This is a genomic window from Clostridium nigeriense, assembly GCF_050585265.1.
Classification (GTDB): Bacteria; Bacillota; Clostridia; order Clostridiales; family Clostridiaceae; genus Clostridium; species Clostridium nigeriense_B.
This window is the reverse complement of the sequence record NZ_JBNOOE010000002.1, coordinates 58419-83094: the sequence shown is the minus strand read 5'-3', so window position 1 is coordinate 83094 and position 24676 is coordinate 58419. Positions and strand designations below refer to the sequence as shown.

Genomic DNA, 24676 nt, shown 5'->3' with positions numbered 1-24676 from the left:
TAGAAAGGAGATTCCATATGCATTTTTATGTTAAAGATATAGAAGAAACTACTAAACTTGGCTATGCTATTGGTAAACTATTGAAACCTGGTGATATTGTATGTTTAACTGGAGACTTAGGAACTGGAAAAACTCATATAACAAAAGGAATAGCCAAGGGTTTGGATATAGATGATCATATAACTAGTCCAACTTTTACTATAGTTAATGAGTACGATTCTGGGAGATTAAAATTATATCATTTTGACGTATATAGAGTAAGTGATCCTGATGAAATTTATGCTATAGGTTTCGATGATTATATATTTTCAGATGGAGTATCTATAATTGAATGGGCTAATTACATAGAAGAAATATTACCTGATGAATATATTCATATTCTAATAGAAAAAGATTTATCTAAAGGTGAAAATTTTAGAAAAATATCTATCACTCCTTATGGAGATAGATACAATTATATAAAGGAGTTAAGCTTATGATAGTTTTAAGTATAGATTCAGCCTCAAAAGTTGCTACTGCTGCTCTTTTAGACGAAAATAATTTAATAGCAGAATATACAATAAATAATAAATTAGAACACTCAACTTTAATTATGGATATGGTTGATAAGTTGTTAAAGGATTCAAGCCTAGACATAGATGATGTAGATGGTTTTGTTGTTTCAAAAGGTCCTGGCTCTTTTACAGGATTAAGAATAGGTATGGCTACAGTTAAAGGCTTAAGCCTTGGTTCAAATAAGCCTTATGTAAGTATATCTAGTTTAGATGCTCTTGCTTATTCTTTAGTTAATTTTGATGGAATCATCTGTCCTATGATGGATGCATTAAGAAATAGTGTTTATACTTGTCTTTATAAAGGAAATAATGGTAATTTAGAGAAATTAATTGATTACTCAGCTTTAGAATTAGATGAATTAATTGAAATACTAAAAGAAAAAGGAGAAAAAGTTATTTTTACTGGAGATGCAGTAAACAAGCATAAGGATTATTTATCAGAAAATTTCCCTAATGCAATCTTTGCTCCAAATCATCTTAATATCATAAGAGCCTCTTCCTTAGGAGAATTAGGAATTAAAATGCTATTAAATAATGAATGTGATGACTTAAACTCTGCTCCATTTTATTTAAAAAAACCTCAAGCTCAAAGAGAATTAGAAAAAAGGTTAGCATTAAAAAATGAAAATAACTTATAATTTAATGACTGATAAAGATATTAATGGAGTTTTTAACATCTCAAACTCTTGCTTTTCCATGCCTTGGAGTATGGAATCAATTAAAAGTGAGTTAAATAATCCCTTAGCAAAATATATTGTTGCAAGAAATGAAGATTCAAACTTAGTTGTTGGTTTTGTAGGTATATGGATAGTTGTAGGTGAAGGAAGTATCACTAATATAGCTGTTCATCCTGATTATAGAAAACAAGGAATTGGTGCTAAATTGCTTGATTCCTTAATTAATCTATGTACTGATTTAAATTGTTCATTAATAAATTTAGAGGTTCGAGCTTCAAACTATGCTGCTCAAAACCTCTATAAAAAATATGGATTTATCGTTGATGGACTTAGAAAAGGCTATTATGAAGATAACAAAGAAGATGCTATATTAATGACTAAAAATTTATAATAAAAAAAGGAAATTATAAAAGGTTATTCCCATGATAACCTTTTTATAATTTCCTAAAAAAATAAAAAAGATAGAAATTTAATTCCTATCTTTTAAAATCTTAACTATCTATTAAATTGAACCTAGGTTCTCTTTTCTTCTACTATCAAAATTTGAATCTACTTTAAAAATAGCTAATGAAACTTTCTTATATAGTGCATAAGTTATTCCACATACCATTATAGCCTTTATTCCATTGAAAGGTACCAAACCTATAGTCACGTATTGTACTATTTCATCAGCTGCCATCTGCATTCCATATGCAGGCAATAAGAAATACACATTTGCTATAATTCCCATAACTTCTATACATATAGTTCCTAATAACATTCCAAGTAAAGCTGTTTTCTTACTCTTATTTCTGTGATAAACCCATGCTGCTGGAGCAACTAGAGAAACCCCTACTATAAAGTTAGCTATTTCTCCAACAAAATATGTCCCTGTCCCCTTAACTATTAAAATTAATAAGTTTTTTAGTAATTCAATTACAATACCCGCCATTGGTCCAAAAGCAAAAGCTCCCATAAGTGCTGGAATATCACTTAAGTCAATTTTTAACCATGGGAATGGTAAAAAAGGTATTGGAAAATCGAAATACATAAGTACCACTGCTATGGCACCCAAAAGTGAAATTTTAATAAATTTGTTTAAGTTTTTGTTTTGTTGATTATTCATTTTTTCTCCTCCCAAAAGCTATCTCTGGGGCATGGGGTAGTTACTTGCTAATGATATTAATTTAACAAATTTTCTTAGAATCTTATAACTTTTTCTTTTCTTAATTAAATAAAAAAACCCTGACGTATATTTACATCAGGGCTAATAATCATAAGTAATAAGATTTGCTAAGTTAAATTACATACTAAGCAATACCTAACACCTTACCTTCTTTCATCCAGACTATACTGTCGGCCTCGGAGTTTCACCGAATCATGCTAAAACTTTAGCTCGCGGGCTATACCGCCGGTGGGGAATTACGCCCCGCCCTGAAGATAATTTATTCATGATTTTATTATATTCCTCTTTTTAATTTTTTACAAGTAATTTTTTAACAATCTTCTTCTTTTATCCCTTTCATAGATAAAGATATTCTATTTCTTTTACCATCTACTTCAAGTATCTTTACTTTTACTATATCTCCTACTTTAACAATATCTAATGGATGCTTTACAAATCTATCTGCCATTTGGCTTTTGTGCACCAATCCATCTTGATGAACTCCAATATCAACAAAGGCTCCAAAGTCTGATACATTTCTTACAGTCCCCATAAGAACCATGCCTTCACTTAAATCTTTTAAATCTATTACCCCTGTTTTTAAGATAGGTTTTGGCATTTCCTCCCTAATATCTCTTCCAGGCTTTTTAAGTTCTTTAATAATATCTTCTAAAGTAAGCTCACCTATTTCTAATTCTTTAGAAATATTTTTAATGCCTTTTTCTTTCACTCGTTCATCAATATCATTAAGATTGTTTTCTTTTAGATCACTATTACTATAACCAAGTAGTGCTATTAAGTTTCTTGCAGCTTCATAAGACTCTGGATGCACTGAAGTATTGTCTAATGGTTCATTGCTCTCCATAACCCTTAAGAATCCAGCACATTGCTCGTAAGCCTTTTGCCCAAGCCTCTTAACCTTTAAAAGTTCCTTTCTACTTTTAAATCCTCCAACTTCGTTTCTGTAAATAACTATATTATTTGCAATACTTGAATTAATACCTGCTATATAAGTAAGTAATGATGGTGTTGCAGTGTTTAAATCAACTCCTACCTTATTTACAGAGTCTTCAACTACACCAGTTAAAGATTCATCTAATCTCTTAGGTGTAACATCATGCTGATATTGTCCAACCCCTAAAGCCTTTGGATCTATTTTAACTAATTCTGCCATAGGATCTTGTAATCTTCTACCTATTGATATAGCCCCTCTAACTGTAACATCTAAATCAGGATACTCCTTAGTTGCAAGTTCAGATGCCGAATAAACAGATGCACCAGCTTCTGAAACTATAACATATGCCACTTCTTTTCCACTTTCTTTCTTAATTTCTGAAATAACTTCTGAAATAACTTCTTCTGACTCTCTAGATGCAGTTCCATTTCCTAAGGAAATAACTTCAACATTATGTTTGTTAATTAACTTTATTAATACTTCTTTAGTTTCCTTAACTCTATTTTGAGGAGCTGTTGGGTATACAGTTGTATTTTCTAAAAATCTCCCTGTATTATCTAATACAGCAATTTTGCAACCAGTTCTAAACCCAGGGTCATATCCCATAACTACCTTTCCTTTAATAGGTGGTTGCATTAATAAGGCTTTTAAGTTTTCCTTAAAAATCTTTATTGCTCCTTCTTCACCTTTATCTGTAAGCTCATTTCTAACTTCTCTTTCAATAGATGGGTATATAAGTCTCTTTAATGAGTCTTTTATTGATGACTTTAAATATTCATCAGTTATATTATTATTTTTTAATATTTCATTTTCTAAATAATTAATTATCTTATCTTCATTTACATTTATTTTAACAGTTAGGACTTTCTCTTTTTCCCCTCTATTTATAGCTAAAATTCTATGAGGTGGTATTTTGGATACCTCTTCACTATGTTCATAATACATCTCAAAAGGTGTATGTTCTTCACTTTCTCCTTTTGATTCAATCTTACCTTCTTTAAATACTAAATTTCTTATCCATTTTCTATATTTAGCCTCATCAGATATTTGTTCAGCCAATATATCTAAAGCTCCATTTATAGCTTCTTCATATGAATTCACATTTTTTTCTTCATTTATAAATTTTGAAGCCTCTTCTTTTATATCTCCTTTAAAATCTCCAGATATTATAATATCTGCAAGTGGTTTTAAGCCCTTTTCTAAAGCTATTGTTGCTCTAGTTCTCTTTTTTTGTTTGTAAGGTCTATAAATATCTTCCACCTCTGTTAAAGTCATAGCTTTTTCTAAAGACTTTTGAATCTCCTCTGTTAGCTTTCCTTGTTCATCTATAAGTCTTAAAACATCTTCTTTTCTTTCCTTCAAATTTCTAAGATAAATTAATCTTTCTTGAAATTTTCTTAAAACTTCATCGCTTAATGCTCCTGTTTGTTCCTTTCTATACCTGGAAATAAATGGAACTGTATTTCCATCATCAAGTAATGAAATAACATTATTAACTTGACTTAGACTTATACCAAGTTCCCCTGATAACCTACCTACTATATCAACCATAAGCTTCCTCCTAATAAAAATTTACGTAATGATATTATTATAATACAAATTTCATTTTTTATAAAATTATCAGCTTGATATTATGTAAAACTAAGTATATAATTATAATTGTAAAAATTTTACAATAGGGTGATGTATATGAATAAACTTTCAATATTTATAAATAAGATAATTAATATTCTCCTTGTTTTCTTTATTGTTTTTATTATTTTAAATCAATATTATATTATTGAGTTCTCTAATACTTTTAAATATATATTATACTTCTTAACCTTAATTTTAATATTAATTTCTTCTACTAAAGAAATAATTATAAGTAAATCTGGGTTAACTAAATTTATAAATTGTATAGTACTCTTTAGCTTCATAGTTGGTGGTGTTTTTTCAATTATCACTAATCAAATAAATGTATTTATTTATATATGCATGTTATTTTCACTAATTCTTAGTTTCATTGACCTTGTTTATAAAAGAGCTTAAGTATTAAATATAATACTTGTTATATTTTAAAACCTTAATTAATAGTATTAAGTATAACTATTTTTTGAGGTATTTTTATGAAAAAAAAATTAATTTATTCAGTTTCTTTAATATCTACTATATTATTATTATCTCTATCAATATTTTCAAATTTTACATATTCACCTTTTAATGCTGATAATGTAAAGAAAAGCATAGCAATATTATCTTCTGATACCTATGGAGGTAGACTAGCTGGTAGCAATGAAAATTTATTAGTAGAAGAATTAATTAGAAAAAACTTTCAAGATAATAAGCTCCTTCCACTAAATGAAACTTATAAAGAGAGCTTCAAAGTTACTTCTCCTGTAAATAACAATACTTCTCCTTATTTAAAGATATCTTATGATGATGGATTTGAAGAAAATTTAAAATACGGTGTTGATTTTAAAGAAGATATGATTAATTTTAAAAATAGTAACTTAACATTTTCAAAGGAAAATAAAGTTAGTGTTTTTTCTAATTATATTGAAGTGGCTACAGATAAAGGAAATTGCCTATTTTACCTAGCACCTAATAATAATTTTTCTTTTAGAAGTTCTTTTATAAGTAATTTTCCTTATAATATGATGGTATTAATAAATACTGATACCTACAATAAGATTTTAGATTCTTTAAGAGATGGTGCTACAATTTCAATTAACATCCCTTTTTCTACTGAAGAAAAAGAAATTTCAAATGTCGTTGGAGTTATTGAAGGAACCTCTAACTCTCTTCCTCCATTAGTTTTAACAGCTCACTTTGATCATTTAGGAACTGATGCACTTAAAAATACTTATGGTGGTGCACTTGATAATTCATCTGGTACATCATTTTTATTGGAGCTAGAAAGGTCTTTATCAACTTACGGAAAACCAAAGAGAGATATAATTTTCGTGGCTTTGAATGCAGAAGAGTTTGGTCTTCTAGGGTCTAAAGACTTTGCCGAAAAAAATTTAGATAAATTAAAAGGTGCCGAAGTAATAAATTTTGATATGATTGGAAGTGAAGGCTTTCCCCTTACATTAATGGTTGGAACAGCATATAAAGATAAGTCTTCAGATCTACTTAAATCAATAGAAAAAATTGCTAAAGCCAATAACGTTGAGACTGTTGTCCAATATGAAAATTCTAGTGATCATGCAAGTTTCAATGATTTAGGAATTGAAGCCCTAAGCTTTTGTCATGCTGATTTAAGTAAAATCCATACTCCTAACGATAAAGTTGAGTATATTAGTTTAGATGCTATTGATAGTGCCTATTCTGTAATAGAGGATAAAATTTTTGATTCTTCATATAGTTTAGTTACAAAATTCTTCTATGGCAAAATATCTCTATTCATATTATCTATATTATTTGGATTCTTAGCATCTGCACCTTTTGTTAATTATTTTAAAAAAAGAAAAATAAAATAAAATTTCATGTTTAATTTTAGAAAGCACAATTTTAAATAAAGAATTAATAATTAAAAATTTAGGATGTTTTGCACAACAAAACTTAAATTCAGTTTGTGCAAAACATCCCTTATTAAAATCCTTTAGGATTTTTTCCTTAATTATACATTATCCATTATAAAAATGCTAGCATTTTTATACTATTGTTTGCTTCTTAAATATGCAGTTATAAAGCTATCTATTTCTCCATTCATAACTGCATTTAAGTTTGCTGTTTCTTCTCCTGTTCTATGGTCTTTAACCATATTATATGGATGGAATACATATGATCTTATCTGACTGCCCCATCCCATATCCTTAAGTTCTCCAGTTAAATCTTCAATTTTCTCTTTATGAGCCCTTTCTTTTAATTCTATAAGCTTTGACTTCAGCATTGACATTGCTGTATCTCTATTAGAAAATTGACTTCTCTCACTTTGGCATTGAACTACAATTCCAGTTGGAATATGTGTTATTCTTATGGCCGATTCTGTTTTATTAACATGCTGACCGCCAGCTCCACTTGCTCTATAAGTATCTATTTTTAAATCTTCACTTCTTATATCAATATCTTGATCCTTAGTAAGTTCAGGTAAAACTTCAACAGATGCAAAAGAAGTTTGTCTTTTTCCATTTGCATTAAATGGAGATATTCTTACTAATCTATGAACTCCTTTTTCTGCTTTTAAATATCCATAGGCAAATTCTCCCTTAACTTTTAAAGTAACACTCTTTATTCCTGCTTCATCACCCTCAAGGTAGTCTATGGTTTCAACTGAAAATCCTTTCTTTTCACACCACCTAGTATACATTCTAAGTAGCATTTCAGTCCAATCATTAGCATCACTACCGCCAACTCCTGCATGTAAAGTTAAAATAGCATCATTTCTATCGTATTCGCCAGATAATAAAAGTTCTATTCTATATTCCTCTACATCCTTTTCTATTGATTTAATTTCCCTTATAACTTCATTAATTGAATCATCGTCATTTTCTTCAACTAAATCAGACAGTATTTCTACATCTTCGACTCTATTAACTAGATTATCAAAACTATCTATTTTATCTTTTATTCTTTTACTTTCTTTAGTAACTTCTTCTGCTTTTTTTATATCATCCCAAAAGCCTGGTTCTTGCATTTTAAGTTCTAATTCCTGTAATTGTTTTTCTAATGCTTCCTTGTCAAAGAGAAGCCCTCATTTCTTCTATAAACTTTTTAATATCTGTAAGCTTAGCTAATTCTGCTTCTAGCTTAATTATCATAACATCACACCTTTTTCAATTGATAACTTATAATGAATAATTAATAATTATTTATGAAATTTGAGGCTGTCTCATTAAGAAATTTATATACAATATATTTTTTAATAATTACAATATATTGTGGTATTTCTTTTTAATGAGACAACCCCTTTAATTTTACTGTAATTTGGAACAAATTACTTCTTTAATTCTTCATTATTCATTCTTAATTTTTCATTGTACTACAGCACCTTATGCTTCTCTTCCACAACAGTTCTTATACTTCTTTCCACTTCCACATGGACATAGATCATTTCTACCTACTTTGTTTTCATTTCTAACTGGTTGCTTTTTAGTATCTCCTTCATCTCCGCCATGGCTTGCTGAAGTTTCTTCTGCAACTCTTTCTCTTTCAACTGTCTTTTGAATTTGAATATGATATAAGAACTTAACTGTATCTATCTTTATTCCTTGAATCATTTCTTCAAACATAGCACTACCTTCCATTTGATATGCTTGAATTGGATCCATTTGCTTGTAGGCTCTAAGTCCAATACCTTGTTTTAAATGGTCCATATTATCAATATGATCCATCCACTTTTGGTCAACTACTCTTAAAAGAATAACTCTTTCTATTTCTCTAAAATGTTCTTCACCAAATTCTTCTTCTTTTTCATGGTAAACATTCATTAATATGTCTAATAATTTTTCTATAATTTTATCATTAGATAAATCTATTATATCTTCTACCTTAACAATTTTATGAGGTAAACATATATCTTCTAAATATTGAATTAATTTTTCTACTTCACCTTCAAAATTATCATTTACATTTTCTAAGTGAGCTTTAACCGCATCAGAAACTATATCCTTAACCATTTGTTGAATTTGATCTTTTAAATCTTTTCCTTCAAGAACTTCAGATCTTTGTTTGTAAATAACTTCCCTTTGCATATTCATAACATCATCATAACCAATAAGGTTCTTTCTGATATCAAAGTTATTACCTTCAACCTTCTTTTGAGCATTTTCAATAGCCTTACTTACCATCTTATGATCAATAGCTTCATCATCTTCTAATCCTAATTTATCCATTAAGCCTTGAATTCTCTCTGATCCAAATATTCTCATTAAATCATCTTCTAGAGAAATATAGAATACAGATTCACCAGCATCTCCTTGACGACCAGATCTACCTCTTAATTGGTTATCTATTCTTCTAGATTCATGTCTTTCTGTACCTATTATCTTTAATCCGCCAACTTCTTTAACGCCTTCACCTAACTTAATATCTGTACCTCTACCAGCCATATTAGTAGCTATAGTTACACTTCCTAATTCTCCGGCATGAGATATAATTTCTGCTTCTTGTTCATGGTATTTAGCATTTAAAACTTTGTGCTTTATTCCTCTTTTCTTTAATAGAGCAGATAAGTATTCTGATTTTTCTATACTTACTGTACCAACTAAAACTGGTTGACCCTTTTTATTACATTCTATTATATCTTCTATAATAGCATTATATTTTCCATTAGTATTTTTATAGATTAGATCACTCTTATCTAATCTAGCTATATCTTTATTAGTAGGAACAACTATAACATCTAAAGCATAAATTTCTCTAAATTCATTTTCTTCTGTTAAAGCAGTACCTGTCATACCTGATAACTTACTATACATTCTAAAATAGTTTTGGAATGTTATAGTTGCTAATGTTTTTGATTCTCTTTCTATTTTTACTCCTTCTTTAGCTTCTATAGCTTGGTGAAGTCCATCTGAATATCTTCTTCCTTCCATAAGTCTACCTGTAAATTCGTCAACTATAATTACTTGACCATCTTTAACCATGTAGTCCTTATCTCTCTTCATTCCATAGTTAGCTTTTAATGCTTGAGTAATGTAGTGTTGTAATTCTAAATGTTCTGCATCAGCATAGTTATCTATTCCAAAAGCTTTTTCTGCCTTAGCAACCCCATCATCAGTTAACATAACTGAATTAGCTTTTTCATCTATTGTGTAATCTTTTTCTTCCAATAACTGTTTTACAAAATTATCTGCAACATTGTAGAACTTTGTTGATTTTTCTCCAGCACCTGAAATTATAAGAGGTGTTCTAGCTTCATCTATAAGAATAGAGTCAACTTCATCCACAACTGCAAAGTTTAATTTTCTTTGAACCTTTTCTTCTTTATAGATTACCATATTATCTCTTAAGTAATCAAAACCGAACTCATTATTAGTACCATAAGTTATATCTGCTGCATAAGCTGCTCTTCTTTCATTAGAATTTAAGCCATGAACTATACAACCAGTAGTTAAACCAAGGAAATTATATAATTGTCCCATCCACTCAACGTCTCTTGTTGCTAAGTAGTCATTAACTGTTATTAAGTGAACTCCTTCACCAGTTAATGCATTTAAATATAATGGAAGTGTTGCAACTAATGTCTTACCTTCACCAGTTTTCATTTCTGCAATTCTACCTTGGTGTAAAACCATACCACCAATAAGTTGAACTCTATAATGCTTCATTCCTAAAACTCTCCATGCAGCTTCTCTACAAACTGCAAAAGCTTCAGGTAGTATATCATCTAAAGTTTCACCATTTTTAAGTCTATTTTTAAATTCATCAGTCTTAGCTCTAAGTTCATCATCTGATAATTTTTGCATATCCTCATCTAATTCTTCTATTTTATCTGCAATCTTTACTAATTTCTTTACTTCTCTCTCACTATATGAGCCAAATATTTTTTCCAAAAATCCCATACTAATTTTCCTTCCAACTATATATTTTCTTAATTTTTCGATTATCAAATTTCATTTATAAATTATACCATTTTATTAACAATTAATTCAACAAATATGTTGTTTTTTAATAAAAAAGAAGTAAATATGTTATATTAGTCACTCCGTCGCAAGCTCTAAGTCGCTCTAACACAACATATTTACTTCTATAAACTCAAAGTGATAATTCACACTTTTTCGGAATTATGATATTTTTCCCGTCACTTCGTTCTAAATCATCACAAATTAATATATGCAATTAAAAGCTAAAGGAAGGAAGGGATAAAAAGAAAGTGATTTAAAACTATTTCTAGTTTTAACCACTTTCAAAATTTATTTCATGATTTTTTATTATATATATTTTAGATGTAATCTGGTTCTAATAAACCATAGTCCCCATCTTTTCTCTTATATAAAACATTAACTTTATTCTTTTCAGCATCTTGGAATACGAAAAAATTATGTCCTACTAATTCCATTTGAAGTATGGCCTCTTCTACTGACATAGGTTTCATATTAAACTTTTTGAATTTTACGACCTTTCCATTTTCTTCATCTAAGATATCTACATTATCTTTAAAACCAAATTCATCTATTTCTGTAAACCTTACAGATTCATTATTTTTTCTAGATAATTTAGTTTTTTGTTTTCTAATTTGTCTTTCTAATTTATTTACTACTAAATCAATTGACTTATACATATCTTCTGTCGCTTCTTCTGCTCTAAGTATAACCCCATTAAAAGGTATTGTAACTTCAACCTTTTGCTTATTTTTTTGGACTGATAAGGTAGCTTTCGCCTCCACATCTGGATTAAAGTACCTCTTAACTTTCGACAGCTTTTTTTCTATCATATCCTTTAAAGCTGGTGTCGCTGTAGTATTTTTTGCTATTACTGAAACTCTCATAAAAGTTCATCCCCTCTCTATAAGCTTAAACAGTAGAATTATTTTGTTTATGTCTATATTATACCACGAAGTAATAGTTTTAACAATATCAATTTACATAATAATCTGAAAATTCAATCTGCTATTATGCTTTATTTACTAAAGATCAAAGATAGCATTTTTATCTTATTTAAAGCAAAAAAATAGCCATTAGTACTACTAATAGCTACTGAATGTAAAAATAGCTGACCTGGACTTTGACCCCACACTCGCCTACTGGAGCTTTTGCTACTAGGAATTAACCCCTCACTACTAACCCTCTCAATTTCTTGGTAGGACTTACTTCTACACCGCACCATGCTCATTAGGAATTTTTCCAAACTTACGTGGATCGTTTTGCCTGCGACTGGCATCGACTTTCATCCACAGACCTATCTTTACTCTATTATTATATATAACTTTTAGCAACTGTCAATATTTTTATTTCAGATGCTCCATTTTCTCTCAATAATTTTTCACATTCATATAAAGTAGCACCCGTAGTAACAACATCATCTATAATTAATACCCTTTTATTTTTGATGTTTTTGTTTGTTTTTAAGCTAAAGGCACCTTTTATATTCTTAAATCTATCTTCCTTTGATAATAGTTTTTGTTCCTTTATGTTTTTAGCCTTAACTAAGTCTTTGCATATTTTTAATTTTAGACTTTTATTAATTTCTTTAGCTAAATACTCACATTGATTAAATCCTCTTTCTTTTAATGCTTTTTTACTACTTGGAATAAACATTATACAGTCTATTTCTATATTTTTATTTTTAATTACATCATTTAATAATTCAGCTAATATTTTTCCTGCAACAAAATTTTGTTTATATTTAAATTCCAATACAAGCTTTTTTAGTACACCATTATAATATCCATAAGAAAGAAATTCTTCATCTTCTTTAACTTTTTGTATCTTACTTTTACATAAAGGACATAAACCTACAAATTCACTTTCGCAAACAATACAATTATTTTTAGGTGGATAAATTATATCTAAAAATTCATCTTTTAAAGTAATTAATAACTCAACAATCCTTTTTCCCATATATTTTTATTATAACTCCTCGCCATATCCTTTGCTAAGTCCATATCTTCTGATATATCCTTACCAACTAATAGTACCTCACCCCTATATTTATTTTTAATGTTCTTTCCAACATCTGCACAAAAATAAATTATTTTTTTATAATTATAGAAGCCTTCATCAGCAAATAATACCACAATATCAATGTCTTCATCACCTTTGGAATACTCTCTTATATTATTAGTAATTATAAAAGCACTTTTATTTTTAATCTTATATACCTGCTCTATATCCTTTAAGGTATTGTTTTTTAAATGCTTTATTATTTTTATATCCTTGATTTTTAGTTCATTAGTATAATAATTAAATACCTTATTTATTTTTTCCTCATTTGGAACATAAATTATTACCTTCTTATTATTACTTTTAAACCACATTAAGTAATCATATAAAGTATACGGCATATCCTCATCTAATTTGACTCTAGTAGTTATTATTCTAGGCTCAACAAACACTTCTCTTCTAATTAAATCTGCTATATCTAAAGTTGTTCCCATATTTATTATCTTCTCTATTGAATAAGAAATAATTCTTTTTGAGTAAAGATACGTATACTCTATTACCTCTCTTATTTCTTCTTTTGATAAAGTTGAATACTTACTTATGTCATCTATTATACAAAGATCATAGTATCCCTTTATATTTCGTATATTTTTGAAGTTTATAAAAACTAAATTATCATTTGATTCTTTCTCTTCCATATAAGAGTACTTAAAATTCAAATTATCTTTTTTTAATGATTCTAGAATTTCTTTATTGTAATCTTCTCCATTCCAAACATATAAAATCTTATTATTTTTTTTAATCAGTGTCTTAATTATATTTATAAAAATTAAAGATGTATTATACGGATTTGTTATTATACTTAAAACTTTTGATTGCTTGTTATACCACTTACTTATTTTAGATTCACAATTACTAAACTCTTTTAGGTTTATTAATTTATTATCTAACATTGAAATTCTCCTATTCACTAAATATTTCATTATTAGTAATATCTACAATCCTATTTTTCAAGGAAGAGTATCTACTTACACTCTTATCATTAGTAATCATATATTGTAATGCCTTTGGAATTCCTACAACAACTACTAGTTCTTTTGCCCTAGTAATAGCTGTATATAATAAATTTTTATTCATTAAAAGTGGTGAACCCTTAAAGGCTGGGGTAATAATTACTTTAAACTCACTACCTTGGCTTTTGTGAATAGTTATTGCATAAGCTAGTTCTAATTCATCTAAATAAATGTAATCATAAACTACCTTTCTTTCATCATCAAATATTATAGTTAAGGTTTTTTCTTCATCATTTATACTTTCTATAAAACCCATATCTCCATTAAATACTCCTACCCCTTCATTATCTCCATCTCCATTTATCCTAACCCATTTTAAAGAATAATTATTTTTTATTTGCATTACCTTATCGCCTTCTCTAAAGATAACATCTTTCAATTCCTTTTCTCTTTTAGATGGCGATTTTGGATTTAATACTTCTTGAAGCTCATTATTTAAATTTTGCACTCCAAGAATCCCTTTTCTTGTAGGAGTTAATATTTGAATATCCCTATATTTATCCCATTTTGTATTGAATTTAGGAAGTCTTCTATTTATTAAATCTATTATAGTATTAAGAATTTCGCTAACATCCTCTTTATTTTCAAAAAAGAAATCCCCATCTCTTCTATTTAATATTGGCATTTCTCCATTATTTATTTTATGAGCATTCGTTACTATTAAACTTTCTTTACCTTGTCTAAAAATATCTTTTAATCTAACAACCTTAATAAATTTGCTTTCTATTAAATCTTTTAATACATTTCCTGCTCCTACCGAAGGAAGCTGATCTACATCTCCAACTATAATTACTCTAGTTCCTAATTTTATCGCCTTAAGCAAACTATTCATAAGCATTATATCTATCATAGAAGCTTCATCTATAATGATTACATCAGCCTCTACTGGTTCACTTTCCCCTAACTTATAATACGACTTTCCTTCTTCACTAACTCCCATTTCAAGTAATCTATGTATAGTTTTAGCTTCTCTACCTGTTGATTCACTCATCCTCTTTGCAGCTCTACCAGTAGGTGCTCCTAATACAACCTTCATATTATTATTTTCATAAATTTCTATTATAGCCTTGATTATAGTAGTTTTACCTGTTCCAGGACCACCTGTAATTATCTCTATTCCATTATCAAATGCACCTACTATAGCCTCCCTCTGGGATGGAGCAAAAGTTATATTATGTTTTTTCTCGAAAACTCCTATTTCAAATTCAATATCTGAATTTATACTTCTAAAATTCTCCATACTTAGAGTTATTATTCTATTAGTAACTCCCAATTCACAATAATAATATGGTAATGCAAAAACAGAATCTGCTCCATCTATCTTTTCTACTTTAACTTTTGAATCTAAAGATAAATTATATAAACTTTCTTCTACCATTTGTGCAGAAGCTCCTAATATCTTACTTGCTTCCTTAATTAATTCATCCTTTGGCATGAAAGTATTACCCGCTGCAGAAAATTGATTTAATATATATCTAATTCCACTTTGTATTCTAAAAGGAGAAGTTGGTTCAATGCCAAGACTTTTTGCTATTCTATCAGCAGTTATAAATCCAATACCTGAAATCTCATCTGAAAGGATATAAGGATTTTCTAATATTATTTCCTTAGCATCAGTACCAAAAGTTTTGTATATTTTTATACATTGATTTGTACTCATCCCGTGGCCTTGGAAAAACATAATTATATCTTTTAGATCTCTTTGCTCTATATAAGATTCCTTAATAATTTCAAATTTTTTCTCTCCTATGCCTTCTACTAATTTAATTTTTTCTATATTTGTATCTAAAACTTCTAAAGTATTTTCCTTGAATCTCTCAACTAACCTTTTAGCTGTAATCGGCCCTATGCCCCTTATTATTCCAGTTGCCAGATATCTTTCAATTCCCTTTATTGAACTTGGAAGTATTTCTTCATATTCTTCTATATTAAATTGTCGTCCAAATTGTTTGTGAATAACCCATTGTCCTTTTAATCTAACATGTTGCCCTTCTTTCATAAAAGGAACTACTCCAACTGCATTTATAAATTCCTTTTCCATTCTTATCTTAGATACTATATAACCAGTATCTTCACTTTTAAATACAATAGATTCAACTATTCCATTTATGCAATCTTCCATGTTACCTTCTCCAAACCTTAATATATTTTAATCATACTATTTTTATTATATAATATATCTTATAGAATACATAATAAATACTATTATTTTTTAATACTATTATTTTCAATATGATATAATAAGTATATATAATAAAACATGGAGGTGTTTAAATGTTAATTAAAAATTGTAATATTGTATATCTTGATAAAATTGAAAAGGGGTCAGTTTTAGTTGAGAATGGGAAAATAAAAGAAATTAACCCAAGTGATGTCTCTTATGAAAACGTAATAGATGCTGAAGGTTTATACCTATCTCCCGGCTTTATAGATGTTCATATCCATGGTGCTGGTGGCCATGATACTATGGATGGAACTTTTGAAGCTATCAATGAAATCTCAAAGGTAATAGTAAAACACGGAACTACATCTTTTACACCAACTACTATGACTGTTGCTGTTGAAGATATACGTAAATCAATGGAAGTAATTAAAGAAGCTAAAATAAATGGTACTGATGGAGCTATAGTTTTAGGTGCTCACTTAGAAGGCCCTTTCATTAGTCCAAAAGCTATCGGTGCTCAAAATCCTAATTATTTAATAGCACCAACAATAGAAAATTATAATGCTATGGTTGGAGATGCTGAAGATGCAGTAGTATCAATCACAATTGCTCCTGAAGTTCCTGGTGCAAAGGAATTAATTAAAGAATTATCTCAAAGAGGAATAGTTTGTTCTATAGGGCATACTAAAGCTACTTATGAGGAAGCCATGGAAGGAATTAAATGTGGTTGTGGTCACTCAACTCATCTTTTCAATGCTATGACTCCTTTTGCTCATAGAGAACCTGGTGTTGTAGGAGCAATATTTGATAGTGATATTACTACTGAAACTATTTCAGATGGAATACATGTATCGTATCCTTCTCTTAGAATAGCTTATAAACAAAAGACTTCTGATAAAGTACTTTTAGTTACAGATGCTATGATGGCTTGTGCAATGCCTGATGGTATGTATGCATTAGGCGGACAAGATGTTATTGTTAAGGATGGCGCTGCTAGATTATTAAGTGGAAGTTTAGCTGGTTCAATTCTTACTTTAGATAAGGCTGTTAAAAATGTTTATAAAAATGTTGGTCTTCCATTATATGAAGCTGTAAAAATGGCTACTTACAATGCAGCTAGACATTGTAAGGTTGAAGATAGAAAAGGTCTTATAAAAGAAGGCTACGACGCAGATTTATTACTATTCGATGAAGATGTTAATATTAAAACCGTAATAGTAAACGGAAAAATATTAGTGTAAAATAAAAAAGTACTTCTATATAAATTTGCTTATTCCGTCGCAAGCTCCAAGTCATCTCAAAGTTAATAGAAGCACTTCAAAGCTGAAGAAAGGAAATTATAAAAAGTTATTCATAGGGTAACATCTTTATAATTTCCTAAAGAAGTAAAAAAGCTGAGAAAACTCAGCTTTTTTTTATTTTATAAATATTTCTTTATTTCTTCTACCTTATTTAATTGTTCCCAAGGTAGATTTAAATCATTTCTGCCAAAATGTCCATAAGCAGCAGTTTGTTTATATATAGGTCTTCTTAAATCTAAATCTCTTATTATAGCACCTGGTCTTAAATCAAATACCTTTTCCACTATTGAAACTATTTCTTCTTCAGACTTTTTACCTGTTCCAAATGTTTCTATCTCAATGGATACTGGTTTAGCAACACCAATTGCATAAGCTAATTGAATTTCTAACTTATCAGCCACACCTGCTGCAACTAAATTTTTAGCTACCCATCTAGCTGCATAAGCTGCTGATCTATCAACCTTAGTTGGATCTTTTCCTGAGAAAGCACCACCACCGTGTCTTCCATATCCACCATAAGTGTCAACAATTATTTTTCTTCCAGTTAATCCACTATCTCCTTGTGGTCCACCTACAACAAATCTTCCTGTTGGATTTATAAAATACTTAGTGTTTTCATCTAATAGTTCAGCTGGAACTACTGCCTTAATTACATGTTCCATTAAATCTTCTCTAATTTGCTTTTGAGAAATTTCTTCACTATGTTGTGTTGAAATAACTATAGCATCTATTCTCACAACTTTATTATCATCATACTCAACTGTAACTTGAGTTTTTCCATCTGGCCTTAAATATGGTAAAGTTCCATTTTTTCTAACTTCTGATAATCTTCTTGATAATCTATGAGCCATAGCTATTGGTAATGGCATAAATTCTTCTGTTTCATTAGTTGCAAAACCAAACATCATACCTTGGTCTCCAGCCCCAACAGCCTCAACATCATCCTTCTCACCTGCTCTAGATTCTAAAGCTTCGTCTACTCCCATAGCTATATCACCTGATTGCTCATCTATAGAAGTTAAAACAGAACATGTCTCACAATCAAAGCCATACTTAGCTCTATCATAACCTATTTCCTTAATTGTTTCTCTTACTAACTTTGGAATATCAACATAACATTTAGTTGATATCTCCCCCATAACTAAAACCATTCCTGTAGTAACAGCAGTTTCACATGCAACTCTTGCCATAGGATCCTTTGATAAAATACTATCTAATACAGCATCTGAAATTTGGTCACAAATTTTATCTGGATGTCCTTCTGTAACTGATTCTGAAGTAAATAATCTTCTCATATTAATATCTCCTTTCATTTATTTGATATTAATTCTAAAAAACTTATATAAATAAAAAAATCTCTTCGATAAGAAGAGATTACAAAAATCTTTATCTTTCTTATCTTGCAAAATTACATTGCTGGAATTGGCACCACACTCAAATGAATATAGTAGGTTGCCGGGTTTCACAGGGCCCTTTTCCCTCCACCTCTCTTGATAAGAACTAATATCAAATTTTACTTTTAATATTCTATCATATCTTTTTATATTAGTCAATAACTATCATAAAACGCTATATAAATTCATGTTTTAATATTAATTATGAAAAAAAGACAAGAAGTAAATCTACTTCTTGTCTTTATGGTGGGGGAGGACGGATTCGAACCATCGAAACGAAACGTAACAGATTTACAGTCTGCCCCCTTTGGCCACTCGGGAACTCCCCCTTATATGGAGCTGGCAATAGGAATCGAACCTACAACCTGCTGATTACAAGTCAGCTGCTCTACCGTTGAGCCATGCCAGCATATTATGGTGGAAACAACAGGGATCGAACCTGTGACCCTCTGCTTGTAAGGCAGATGCTCTCCCAGCTGAGCTATGCTTCCATATTTTTAATACTTTTTATAAAATGGTGGGGGAGGACGGATTCGAACCATCGAAACGAAACGTAACAGATTTACAGTCTGCCCCCTTTGGCCACTCGGGAACTCCCCCATTTTATGGAGCTGGCAATAGGAATCGAACCTACAACCTGCTGATTACAAGTCAGCTGCTCTACCGTTGAGCCATGCCAGCATATCAATTAAATAAATTTTATATGGTGGGGGAGGACGGATTCGAACCATCGAAACGAAACGTAACAGATTTACAGTCTGCCCCCTTTGGCCACTCGGGAACTCCCCCATATCTAATTTATTTAACTCTCTTTAACTTCAGTTAAGTAAACTTAACTTCCTCAACTGACAATGACTAGTATATATTTATTATTTCCTAATTTCAAGTGTAATTTTAGCCTATTTATAGGGATTATATTTATTATATTCTATAATACTTCTATTTCCTTTGTTTTAATACTAATATCTTTTTTATTTTAAATTTATTTATTAAATTTAAAATTATTATAAAACACTTGAATCTATTTGACCTTCTATTACATTTTTAAATATTTCATAATCAGAAGCAGACATTCTTTTTTTAACTAATTCTACTCCTGATTTTATTTTTTCAGCATTATTCTTATCAGAAAAATAATCATTAACTTTTATCAAGTCTACTACTGATAAATTTTTCAAAAGAGAATTAAGCCTTTCTTTCTTATCACTTTCCAGATAATTAAACATATTATTTAAACTAATTTCTTTTGGTAAAACCAATACATCTAATTTATTTTCATTATTTAATACTTCCATGTTGTTTTTATCAATATTTTCTATAGCATTTTCACTTAAAACATCTTGACTATTTAATGGTTCCCAAATTAAGAAAAAATATATTGGTATACTGGCACCAATTATTATTGTACATAGATATATTAATGCTCTTTTCATAAATTTCATCTCCTTTATTAAATTAATTACCCTTTTATATTTTTTTATACATTTAATTATAATAATATTTTTTAAAGCATATATTGGTATAATTAGGGGGTGATTTTTAGTGAAGCATAAAATACACTATGACGATAATGATGCTCATATTGAAATTTCAAAAAGAATAAAAAAATATATAAAAAATGATACTATAATAATTTGTGTAGGTACTGATAAATGTATTGGAGATTGCCTAGGTCCACTAGTAGGAAGTTTTTTAATAGAAAATAATTTTCAACTCCCAGTATTCGGGACTTTAGAATCACCAATCCACGCTTTGAATATCGAAGAGAAACTTAATTACATTAATAAACTTCATCCCAATTCTAATATAATAGCCATTGATGCTTGCCTAGGTGATGAAAATTCAATAGGAGAAATACATACTAGAGATTACCCAATTCATCCAGGAAAAGGTGTTGGCAAAAGTTTGCCAGAAGTTGGGCATCAATCAATCATAGGAATAATAGATTCTAGTGATAATGCTATTTTCTTTACCAATAGAAGTATTCGTCTATACTTAGTTATGAAAATGGCAAAAATAATCTCAAAAGCTCTTATATATTCATACAATTTAAATATATAAAAAAGGAGCTATCTCGCTCCTCTTTTATATATTATGTAGAAATCAATTCTTATTCAATTAAGCTAATTTCATTATCTATCATATTTATTTCTAATTTATCTAAATATCCTAAAACCTTTCCTGTTCCTTCTGCTACTGCTTCTACAGAATTCTCTGCAATCTCAACACTTACTCCAGTTTCATGCTCAATCAACTTGTCTAATCCATATAATAAAGAGCCTCCACCAGTCATTAATATTCCCTTTTCGATAATGTCTGCAGCAAGTTCAGGTGGTGTTTTTTCCAATACTAATTTTACACTTTCTACAATTAGAGAAACTGATTCCTTTAAAGCTTCATTTATTTCATCTGAGCTAATAGTAATTTCGTCAGGAAGACCAGTAATTAAATTTCTTCCTTTTACAGTTGAACTTACATTTCTTAAACCCTTAAAGGCTGAACCAATCTCAATCTTTAATTCTTCTGCTGTTTTTTCACCTATCATTATTTTATATTTATTTCTAACAAATTTAATTATAGCATCATCAAAAGAATCACCCGCTACTTTAATAGATGATCTTACAACGACTCCTCCTAAAGATATTATAGCAATATCAGTTGTTCCTCCACCGATATCTACAACCATAGATCCATCAGCTTTAGTTATATCTAATCCTGCTCCAATAGCAGCTGCTAATGGTTCTTCTATTAAATGAACTTTTTTTGCGCCAGAATTTCTAGCAGCATCTATTACTGCTCTCTTTTCAACTTCAGTTGCTTGAGATGGAACACAAACCATTACCTTAGGAGCTATAATCTTACTTTTTCCGTATGCTTTTTTTAAAAATTCTTTTAACATTTTTTCAGTTACATCATAATCTGATATAACCCCATCTCTTAGAGGTCTTACTGCTACTATATTTCCAGGAGTTCTTCCTATCATTTTTCTAGCTTCTTCACCGACAGCAAGTACCTTATTAGTATTTTTATTTATTGCTACAACTGATGGTTCTTTAAGTATAACTCCTTTACCTTTAGCATAAACTAAAACTGTAGCAGTACCTAAGTCAATCCCTAAATCGCCCCTATTTCTCCAAAACCACATTCCTTGTTCACTCCTACTCTCTCTCTATATATAACCATTATTAATACAATATTCTAAATATCCATTTTACAATATTTGGCCTATTTCTAATTATATATGGAATATGGCGAACCTTCAATATATTTGTATTCATTTTCGTATTTAACTGAATATTAATTTAATCTCTTTTATTGACCAGCAGTTTTATACTTAATTTTAGTGGCATTTCCACCTCTTATGTGTCTTTCTGCCTTATTTAATTCTAATATTGAATGTGTTTCCTTCGCTATTGCTGGATTTATCTTAGGTAATCTTTCTGTCATATCTTTATGAATTGTACTTTTACTTACACCGAATACTTTTGCAGTCTTTCTTATAGTATCCTTTGACTCTATTATATACTTCGCAACTTCTAAAACTCTTTCTTCTATATAATCCTTCAAAAATATTACCTCCTTTTAAATTGAATAAGTCTTTTTATTATGGGCTGCCACACAAAAAGCCATAATTAAGAATTAAAAATTAAAAATGAAGAATTATTGATGCAATTCTTTCAAAATTACTTAAATCAATTTATCTTCAAAACTCCTTTTGGAGTTTTTTAATTAATTTTTCATTATTCACTCTTAATTTTTCATTGTGCGACAGCTCCTTTTAATTACTCTTCACTAAATGTAAAATACGTTGTTGGATCTAAGTCCTTACCATCTGAATCTTGTAATTGAAGATTTAGATGTTCTCCAAACTCATTGTTAGTAAATATTTTTGAAGTATCTCCAACTGTACCTATAACAGTTTCTTCAGTTACTCTATCTCCAACATTTACTCTAATATCATTTGATAAGTTGGCATATTTTGTATATAAACCATTTGCATGAGCAATAACTACATAACTACCTTCTTCTACTTTAGTTGAAACTTCTTTAACTTCACCCACCGCAGCTGCTTTAACTTCAGTTCCTACAGTGGCAGAAATATCAATTCCTCTAATATTTCTACTAGTTCCATCAGTCATCACTTGAGGTTTAGGATATGTATATCCCCTTGAAACAACTCCTTCTATAGGATTAGCAAATACCACTTGAGTATTTGTTCCTGTTGAAACATTAACATCCTCTTCTGAAGAAGCTACTTCATTTTCCTCTTGTGCTAATTCATCACCTTCATTACTTTCGACTCTTTCAGCATTTTGCTTTTTAGCCTCAGAAGTCTCTTCATCAATATTTAAAGTAAACTCATTTTTTTCTTTATTACTTTCTCCTAATGACTTATTCTTCTTAGTAGTAACAACTGCGATAGTAGCAATCACACATAAACAAAGGAATAATACTAAATAAAAGCCCTCCTTTCTAAAAAAGTCTTTTACCTTATCTTTTTTGTTTTGATGCATATCAACACCTCCTTTTTGTATTCTTGCCCTTTGTAGTAAATTAATACAATTCAAAGAAGATTTGTTTGCATCATTTTTTTACATTTATCGACAACTTTTCATCATTTTATAAGTATATAAAACTTTTCCAATTACTCCTTTCATACTTTCCTGGGCACAAAAAAAGAAGCTCAGACTATCCTGAACTTCAGTATTAATAAATTCATTCTTTAAATTTCAATTCTTTAAGCTCAATACCTGTATAATAATGCTTTAGTATTTCTTCGTAGTTTGATCCATTCTTAGCCATTATATTAGCTCCCCACTGACTCATGCCAACTCCATGTCCATACCCCTTGCATTTAAAAACTATTTCATCATTATTTATACTATATTCAAAATTAGTTGAACTTAATCCAAAAGCTAATCTGAAATCTGTTCCCTTTACAGTTGTTTTACCAAATCTTATTTCCTTTATTCCTCCAGCATTACTCCTATCTAATATTTCAATATTCCCTTCTAAATTATCAGCAATTAGCTCTGCCTCTGGATATTCTCCATTTATTTTTTCTACAAATTCACTTATTTTAAAAGGAAATTCAGATTCATATTTAGGTGCCACATCTTCCCCTTTACTTTCAGTTGATACTAAATATGGAATATCACCAGAAAAAACATCTATAGAATTTTCAGTCATTCCAGAACTAGTTGAAAAAAATTGAGGATATAAAACTAATTCATTATTATATGCCAATATCTTTCCTTGCGTTTCTTCAACTGCCTTTGATATCTTATCCCAATTTTCATTTGCATTAGTTTCCCATTTTTCAATTCTACTTTCTTTACTTATATATACTTGACAATGAGTTGTATCACATACATCCCCACCTTCGGCTAAATCACATGGCTTAAGCCTCTTTGCAGCTACATATGTTCTAGCTGCTACAGCCTGAGCTTTTAATGCCTCATCACTAAAACTAGCAGGCATTTCTCCTGAGACAACACTTTTTACATATTCTTCTATTGGAACTTCTACAATTTTATTTTCACTAGTAATATGAACTTTTATAACTTCATTTCCTTCTAAGCTTATAAAATTATTATTTTCTTCTACAGTAGGTGGAATAACTTCTTCACTTATGGCTTTTGCAGGCATTGATTTGATAATAAATGTTGGTGCAATAATCATAAATAATAATATTAATAAACTAAAAAATATAGTAGATGCAAATTCTCTTCTCATCTTAGTACCTCCATTTTAGTAATACATTTAAATATATGATGAGAATTTATAATTATACTTTATTTTTTATTTTTTATGTTAAGCCATAAATTCTTTATAAAAGTAAAAGGAGCTGTCGTACAAACAACCCTAATTAAGAATTACTAAA

Annotated in this window: 20 protein-coding genes, 6 tRNA genes and 2 riboswitches; of the genes, 6 read left to right on the top strand and 20 right to left on the bottom strand. The window is 29.3% G+C overall.

Annotation, left to right across the window (positions count from 1 at the left end; all coding sequences use genetic code 11):
* Window positions 1-17: 17 nt before the first annotated feature.
* Genes tsaE through rimI form a run of 3 tightly spaced genes read left to right on the top strand, consistent with a single transcriptional unit; the run spans window position 18 to window position 1622 of the window.
* Complete coding sequence (gene tsaE, locus ACQPVP_RS02105) at window positions 18-479, top strand: tRNA (adenosine(37)-N6)-threonylcarbamoyltransferase complex ATPase subunit type 1 TsaE (RefSeq protein ID WP_430846778.1); 462 nt, start codon at window positions 18-20, stop codon at window positions 477-479.
* The gene (gene tsaB / locus ACQPVP_RS02100) at window positions 476-1192 is read left to right on the top strand and encodes a tRNA (adenosine(37)-N6)-threonylcarbamoyltransferase complex dimerization subunit type 1 TsaB (protein ID WP_430846776.1); all 717 of its coding nucleotides are present in this window, start codon (window positions 476-478) and stop codon (window positions 1190-1192) included. The genes tsaE and tsaB overlap by 4 nt, the downstream gene beginning before the upstream one ends.
* Window positions 1176-1622: a ribosomal protein S18-alanine N-acetyltransferase gene (rimI, locus tag ACQPVP_RS02095; RefSeq protein WP_430846774.1), complete on the top strand. Its 447-nt coding sequence runs from the start codon at window positions 1176-1178 to the stop codon at window positions 1620-1622. Before tsaB ends, rimI begins: the two co-directional genes overlap by 17 nt.
* Before the next feature lie 111 nt (window positions 1623-1733).
* Here rimI and ACQPVP_RS02090 read toward each other — a convergent pair whose 3' ends face one another.
* Window positions 1734-2336 (bottom strand): ECF transporter S component, encoded by a 603-nt coding sequence (locus ACQPVP_RS02090; RefSeq protein WP_430846772.1) that lies wholly within the window; start codon window positions 2334-2336, stop codon window positions 1734-1736.
* Window positions 2337-2537: 201 nt separating this feature from the next.
* Window positions 2538-2656: riboswitch (FMN riboswitch) on the bottom strand.
* A 50-nt stretch (window positions 2657-2706) separates the two neighbouring features.
* Window positions 2707-4881 (bottom strand): Tex family protein, encoded by a 2175-nt coding sequence (locus tag ACQPVP_RS02085; protein WP_430846770.1) that lies wholly within the window; start codon window positions 4879-4881, stop codon window positions 2707-2709.
* 557 nt (window positions 4882-5438) lie between these two features.
* On the opposite strand from ACQPVP_RS02085, the gene ACQPVP_RS02080 reads away from it, so the two are divergent.
* Window positions 5439-6794, top strand: coding sequence for a M28 family metallopeptidase (locus ACQPVP_RS02080; RefSeq protein ID WP_430846768.1), 1356 nt, complete (start codon window positions 5439-5441; stop codon window positions 6792-6794).
* A gap of 179 nt (window positions 6795-6973) precedes the next feature.
* Here the strand turns inward: ACQPVP_RS02080 and prfB are convergent.
* The 6 genes from prfB to recD2 form a co-directional block, all read right to left on the bottom strand.
* Window positions 6974-8075, bottom strand: a protein-coding gene (gene prfB, locus ACQPVP_RS02075; protein ID WP_430846766.1) for a peptide chain release factor 2 whose coding sequence is annotated in 2 segments (ribosomal slippage) — window positions 6974-8008 and window positions 8010-8075 — 1101 coding nt in all. Because the reading frame shifts where the segments join, the coding sequence is not laid out codon by codon here.
* A 231-nt stretch (window positions 8076-8306) separates the two neighbouring features.
* A complete protein-coding gene (gene secA / locus ACQPVP_RS02070; RefSeq protein WP_430846764.1) occupies window positions 8307-10820 on the bottom strand; it encodes a preprotein translocase subunit SecA in 2514 nt (837 codons plus the stop codon).
* Window positions 10821-11200: 380 nt separating this feature from the next.
* Window positions 11201-11746, bottom strand: a complete 546-nt coding sequence (gene hpf, locus ACQPVP_RS02065; RefSeq protein ID WP_430846762.1) for a ribosome hibernation-promoting factor, HPF/YfiA family — start codon at window positions 11744-11746, stop codon at window positions 11201-11203.
* A gap of 427 nt (window positions 11747-12173) precedes the next feature.
* Window positions 12174-12818: a ComF family protein gene (locus ACQPVP_RS02060; RefSeq protein ID WP_430846760.1), complete on the bottom strand. Its 645-nt coding sequence runs from the start codon at window positions 12816-12818 to the stop codon at window positions 12174-12176.
* Window positions 12791-13813, bottom strand: a complete 1023-nt coding sequence (locus ACQPVP_RS02055) for a hypothetical protein (protein WP_430846758.1) — start codon at window positions 13811-13813, stop codon at window positions 12791-12793. The genes ACQPVP_RS02060 and ACQPVP_RS02055 overlap by 28 nt, the downstream gene beginning before the upstream one ends.
* A gap of 10 nt (window positions 13814-13823) precedes the next feature.
* Window positions 13824-16055 (bottom strand): SF1B family DNA helicase RecD2, encoded by a 2232-nt coding sequence (recD2, locus tag ACQPVP_RS02050; protein WP_430846756.1) that lies wholly within the window; start codon window positions 16053-16055, stop codon window positions 13824-13826.
* A 152-nt stretch (window positions 16056-16207) separates the two neighbouring features.
* Between recD2 and nagA the strand changes: the two genes are divergently transcribed.
* Window positions 16208-17338, top strand: coding sequence for an N-acetylglucosamine-6-phosphate deacetylase (gene nagA / locus ACQPVP_RS02045; RefSeq protein WP_430846754.1), 1131 nt, complete (start codon window positions 16208-16210; stop codon window positions 17336-17338).
* A gap of 179 nt (window positions 17339-17517) precedes the next feature.
* On the opposite strand, the gene metK is transcribed toward nagA, so the two are convergent.
* From metK to ACQPVP_RS02005, 8 genes are all read right to left on the bottom strand, one after another.
* Window positions 17518-18693: a methionine adenosyltransferase gene (metK, locus tag ACQPVP_RS02040; protein ID WP_430846752.1), complete on the bottom strand. Its 1176-nt coding sequence runs from the start codon at window positions 18691-18693 to the stop codon at window positions 17518-17520.
* A 97-nt stretch (window positions 18694-18790) separates the two neighbouring features.
* Window positions 18791-18898: riboswitch (SAM riboswitch) on the bottom strand.
* A gap of 138 nt (window positions 18899-19036) precedes the next feature.
* Window positions 19037-19121 (bottom strand) — tRNA-Tyr (locus tag ACQPVP_RS02035).
* A gap of 5 nt (window positions 19122-19126) precedes the next feature.
* Window positions 19127-19201: transfer RNA gene (locus tag ACQPVP_RS02030), tRNA-Thr, on the bottom strand.
* A 6-nt stretch (window positions 19202-19207) separates the two neighbouring features.
* Window positions 19208-19283 (bottom strand) — tRNA-Val (locus ACQPVP_RS02025).
* Between the two features lie 24 nt (window positions 19284-19307).
* Window positions 19308-19392: transfer RNA gene (locus ACQPVP_RS02020), tRNA-Tyr, on the bottom strand.
* Window positions 19393-19398: 6 nt separating this feature from the next.
* Window positions 19399-19473: transfer RNA gene (locus ACQPVP_RS02015), tRNA-Thr, on the bottom strand.
* Window positions 19474-19496: 23 nt separating this feature from the next.
* Window positions 19497-19581 (bottom strand) — tRNA-Tyr (locus tag ACQPVP_RS02010).
* 215 nt (window positions 19582-19796) lie between these two features.
* A complete protein-coding gene (locus tag ACQPVP_RS02005; RefSeq protein ID WP_430846750.1) occupies window positions 19797-20225 on the bottom strand; it encodes a hypothetical protein in 429 nt (142 codons plus the stop codon).
* Window positions 20226-20334: 109 nt separating this feature from the next.
* Between ACQPVP_RS02005 and yyaC the strand changes: the two genes are divergently transcribed.
* Window positions 20335-20853: a spore protease YyaC gene (yyaC, locus tag ACQPVP_RS02000; RefSeq protein WP_430846748.1), complete on the top strand. Its 519-nt coding sequence runs from the start codon at window positions 20335-20337 to the stop codon at window positions 20851-20853.
* Between the two features lie 49 nt (window positions 20854-20902).
* Here the strand turns inward: yyaC and mreB are convergent, their stop codons facing one another.
* The 4 genes from mreB to spoIID form a co-directional block, all read right to left on the bottom strand.
* Window positions 20903-21937, bottom strand: coding sequence for a rod shape-determining protein MreB (mreB, locus tag ACQPVP_RS01995; RefSeq protein ID WP_430846746.1), 1035 nt, complete (start codon window positions 21935-21937; stop codon window positions 20903-20905).
* Between the two features lie 167 nt (window positions 21938-22104).
* Window positions 22105-22359 carry a sporulation transcriptional regulator SpoIIID gene (spoIIID, locus tag ACQPVP_RS01990; protein WP_430841657.1) on the bottom strand — a complete coding sequence of 85 codons (255 nt, stop codon included), beginning with the start codon at window positions 22357-22359 and terminating at the stop codon, window positions 22105-22107.
* A gap of 215 nt (window positions 22360-22574) precedes the next feature.
* Window positions 22575-23306, bottom strand: a complete 732-nt coding sequence (locus ACQPVP_RS01985) for a peptidoglycan DD-metalloendopeptidase family protein (RefSeq protein ID WP_430846744.1) — start codon at window positions 23304-23306, stop codon at window positions 22575-22577.
* Between the two features lie 202 nt (window positions 23307-23508).
* Window positions 23509-24528: a stage II sporulation protein D gene (gene spoIID / locus ACQPVP_RS01980; protein WP_430846742.1), complete on the bottom strand. Its 1020-nt coding sequence runs from the start codon at window positions 24526-24528 to the stop codon at window positions 23509-23511.
* Window positions 24529-24676 lie beyond the last annotated feature (148 nt).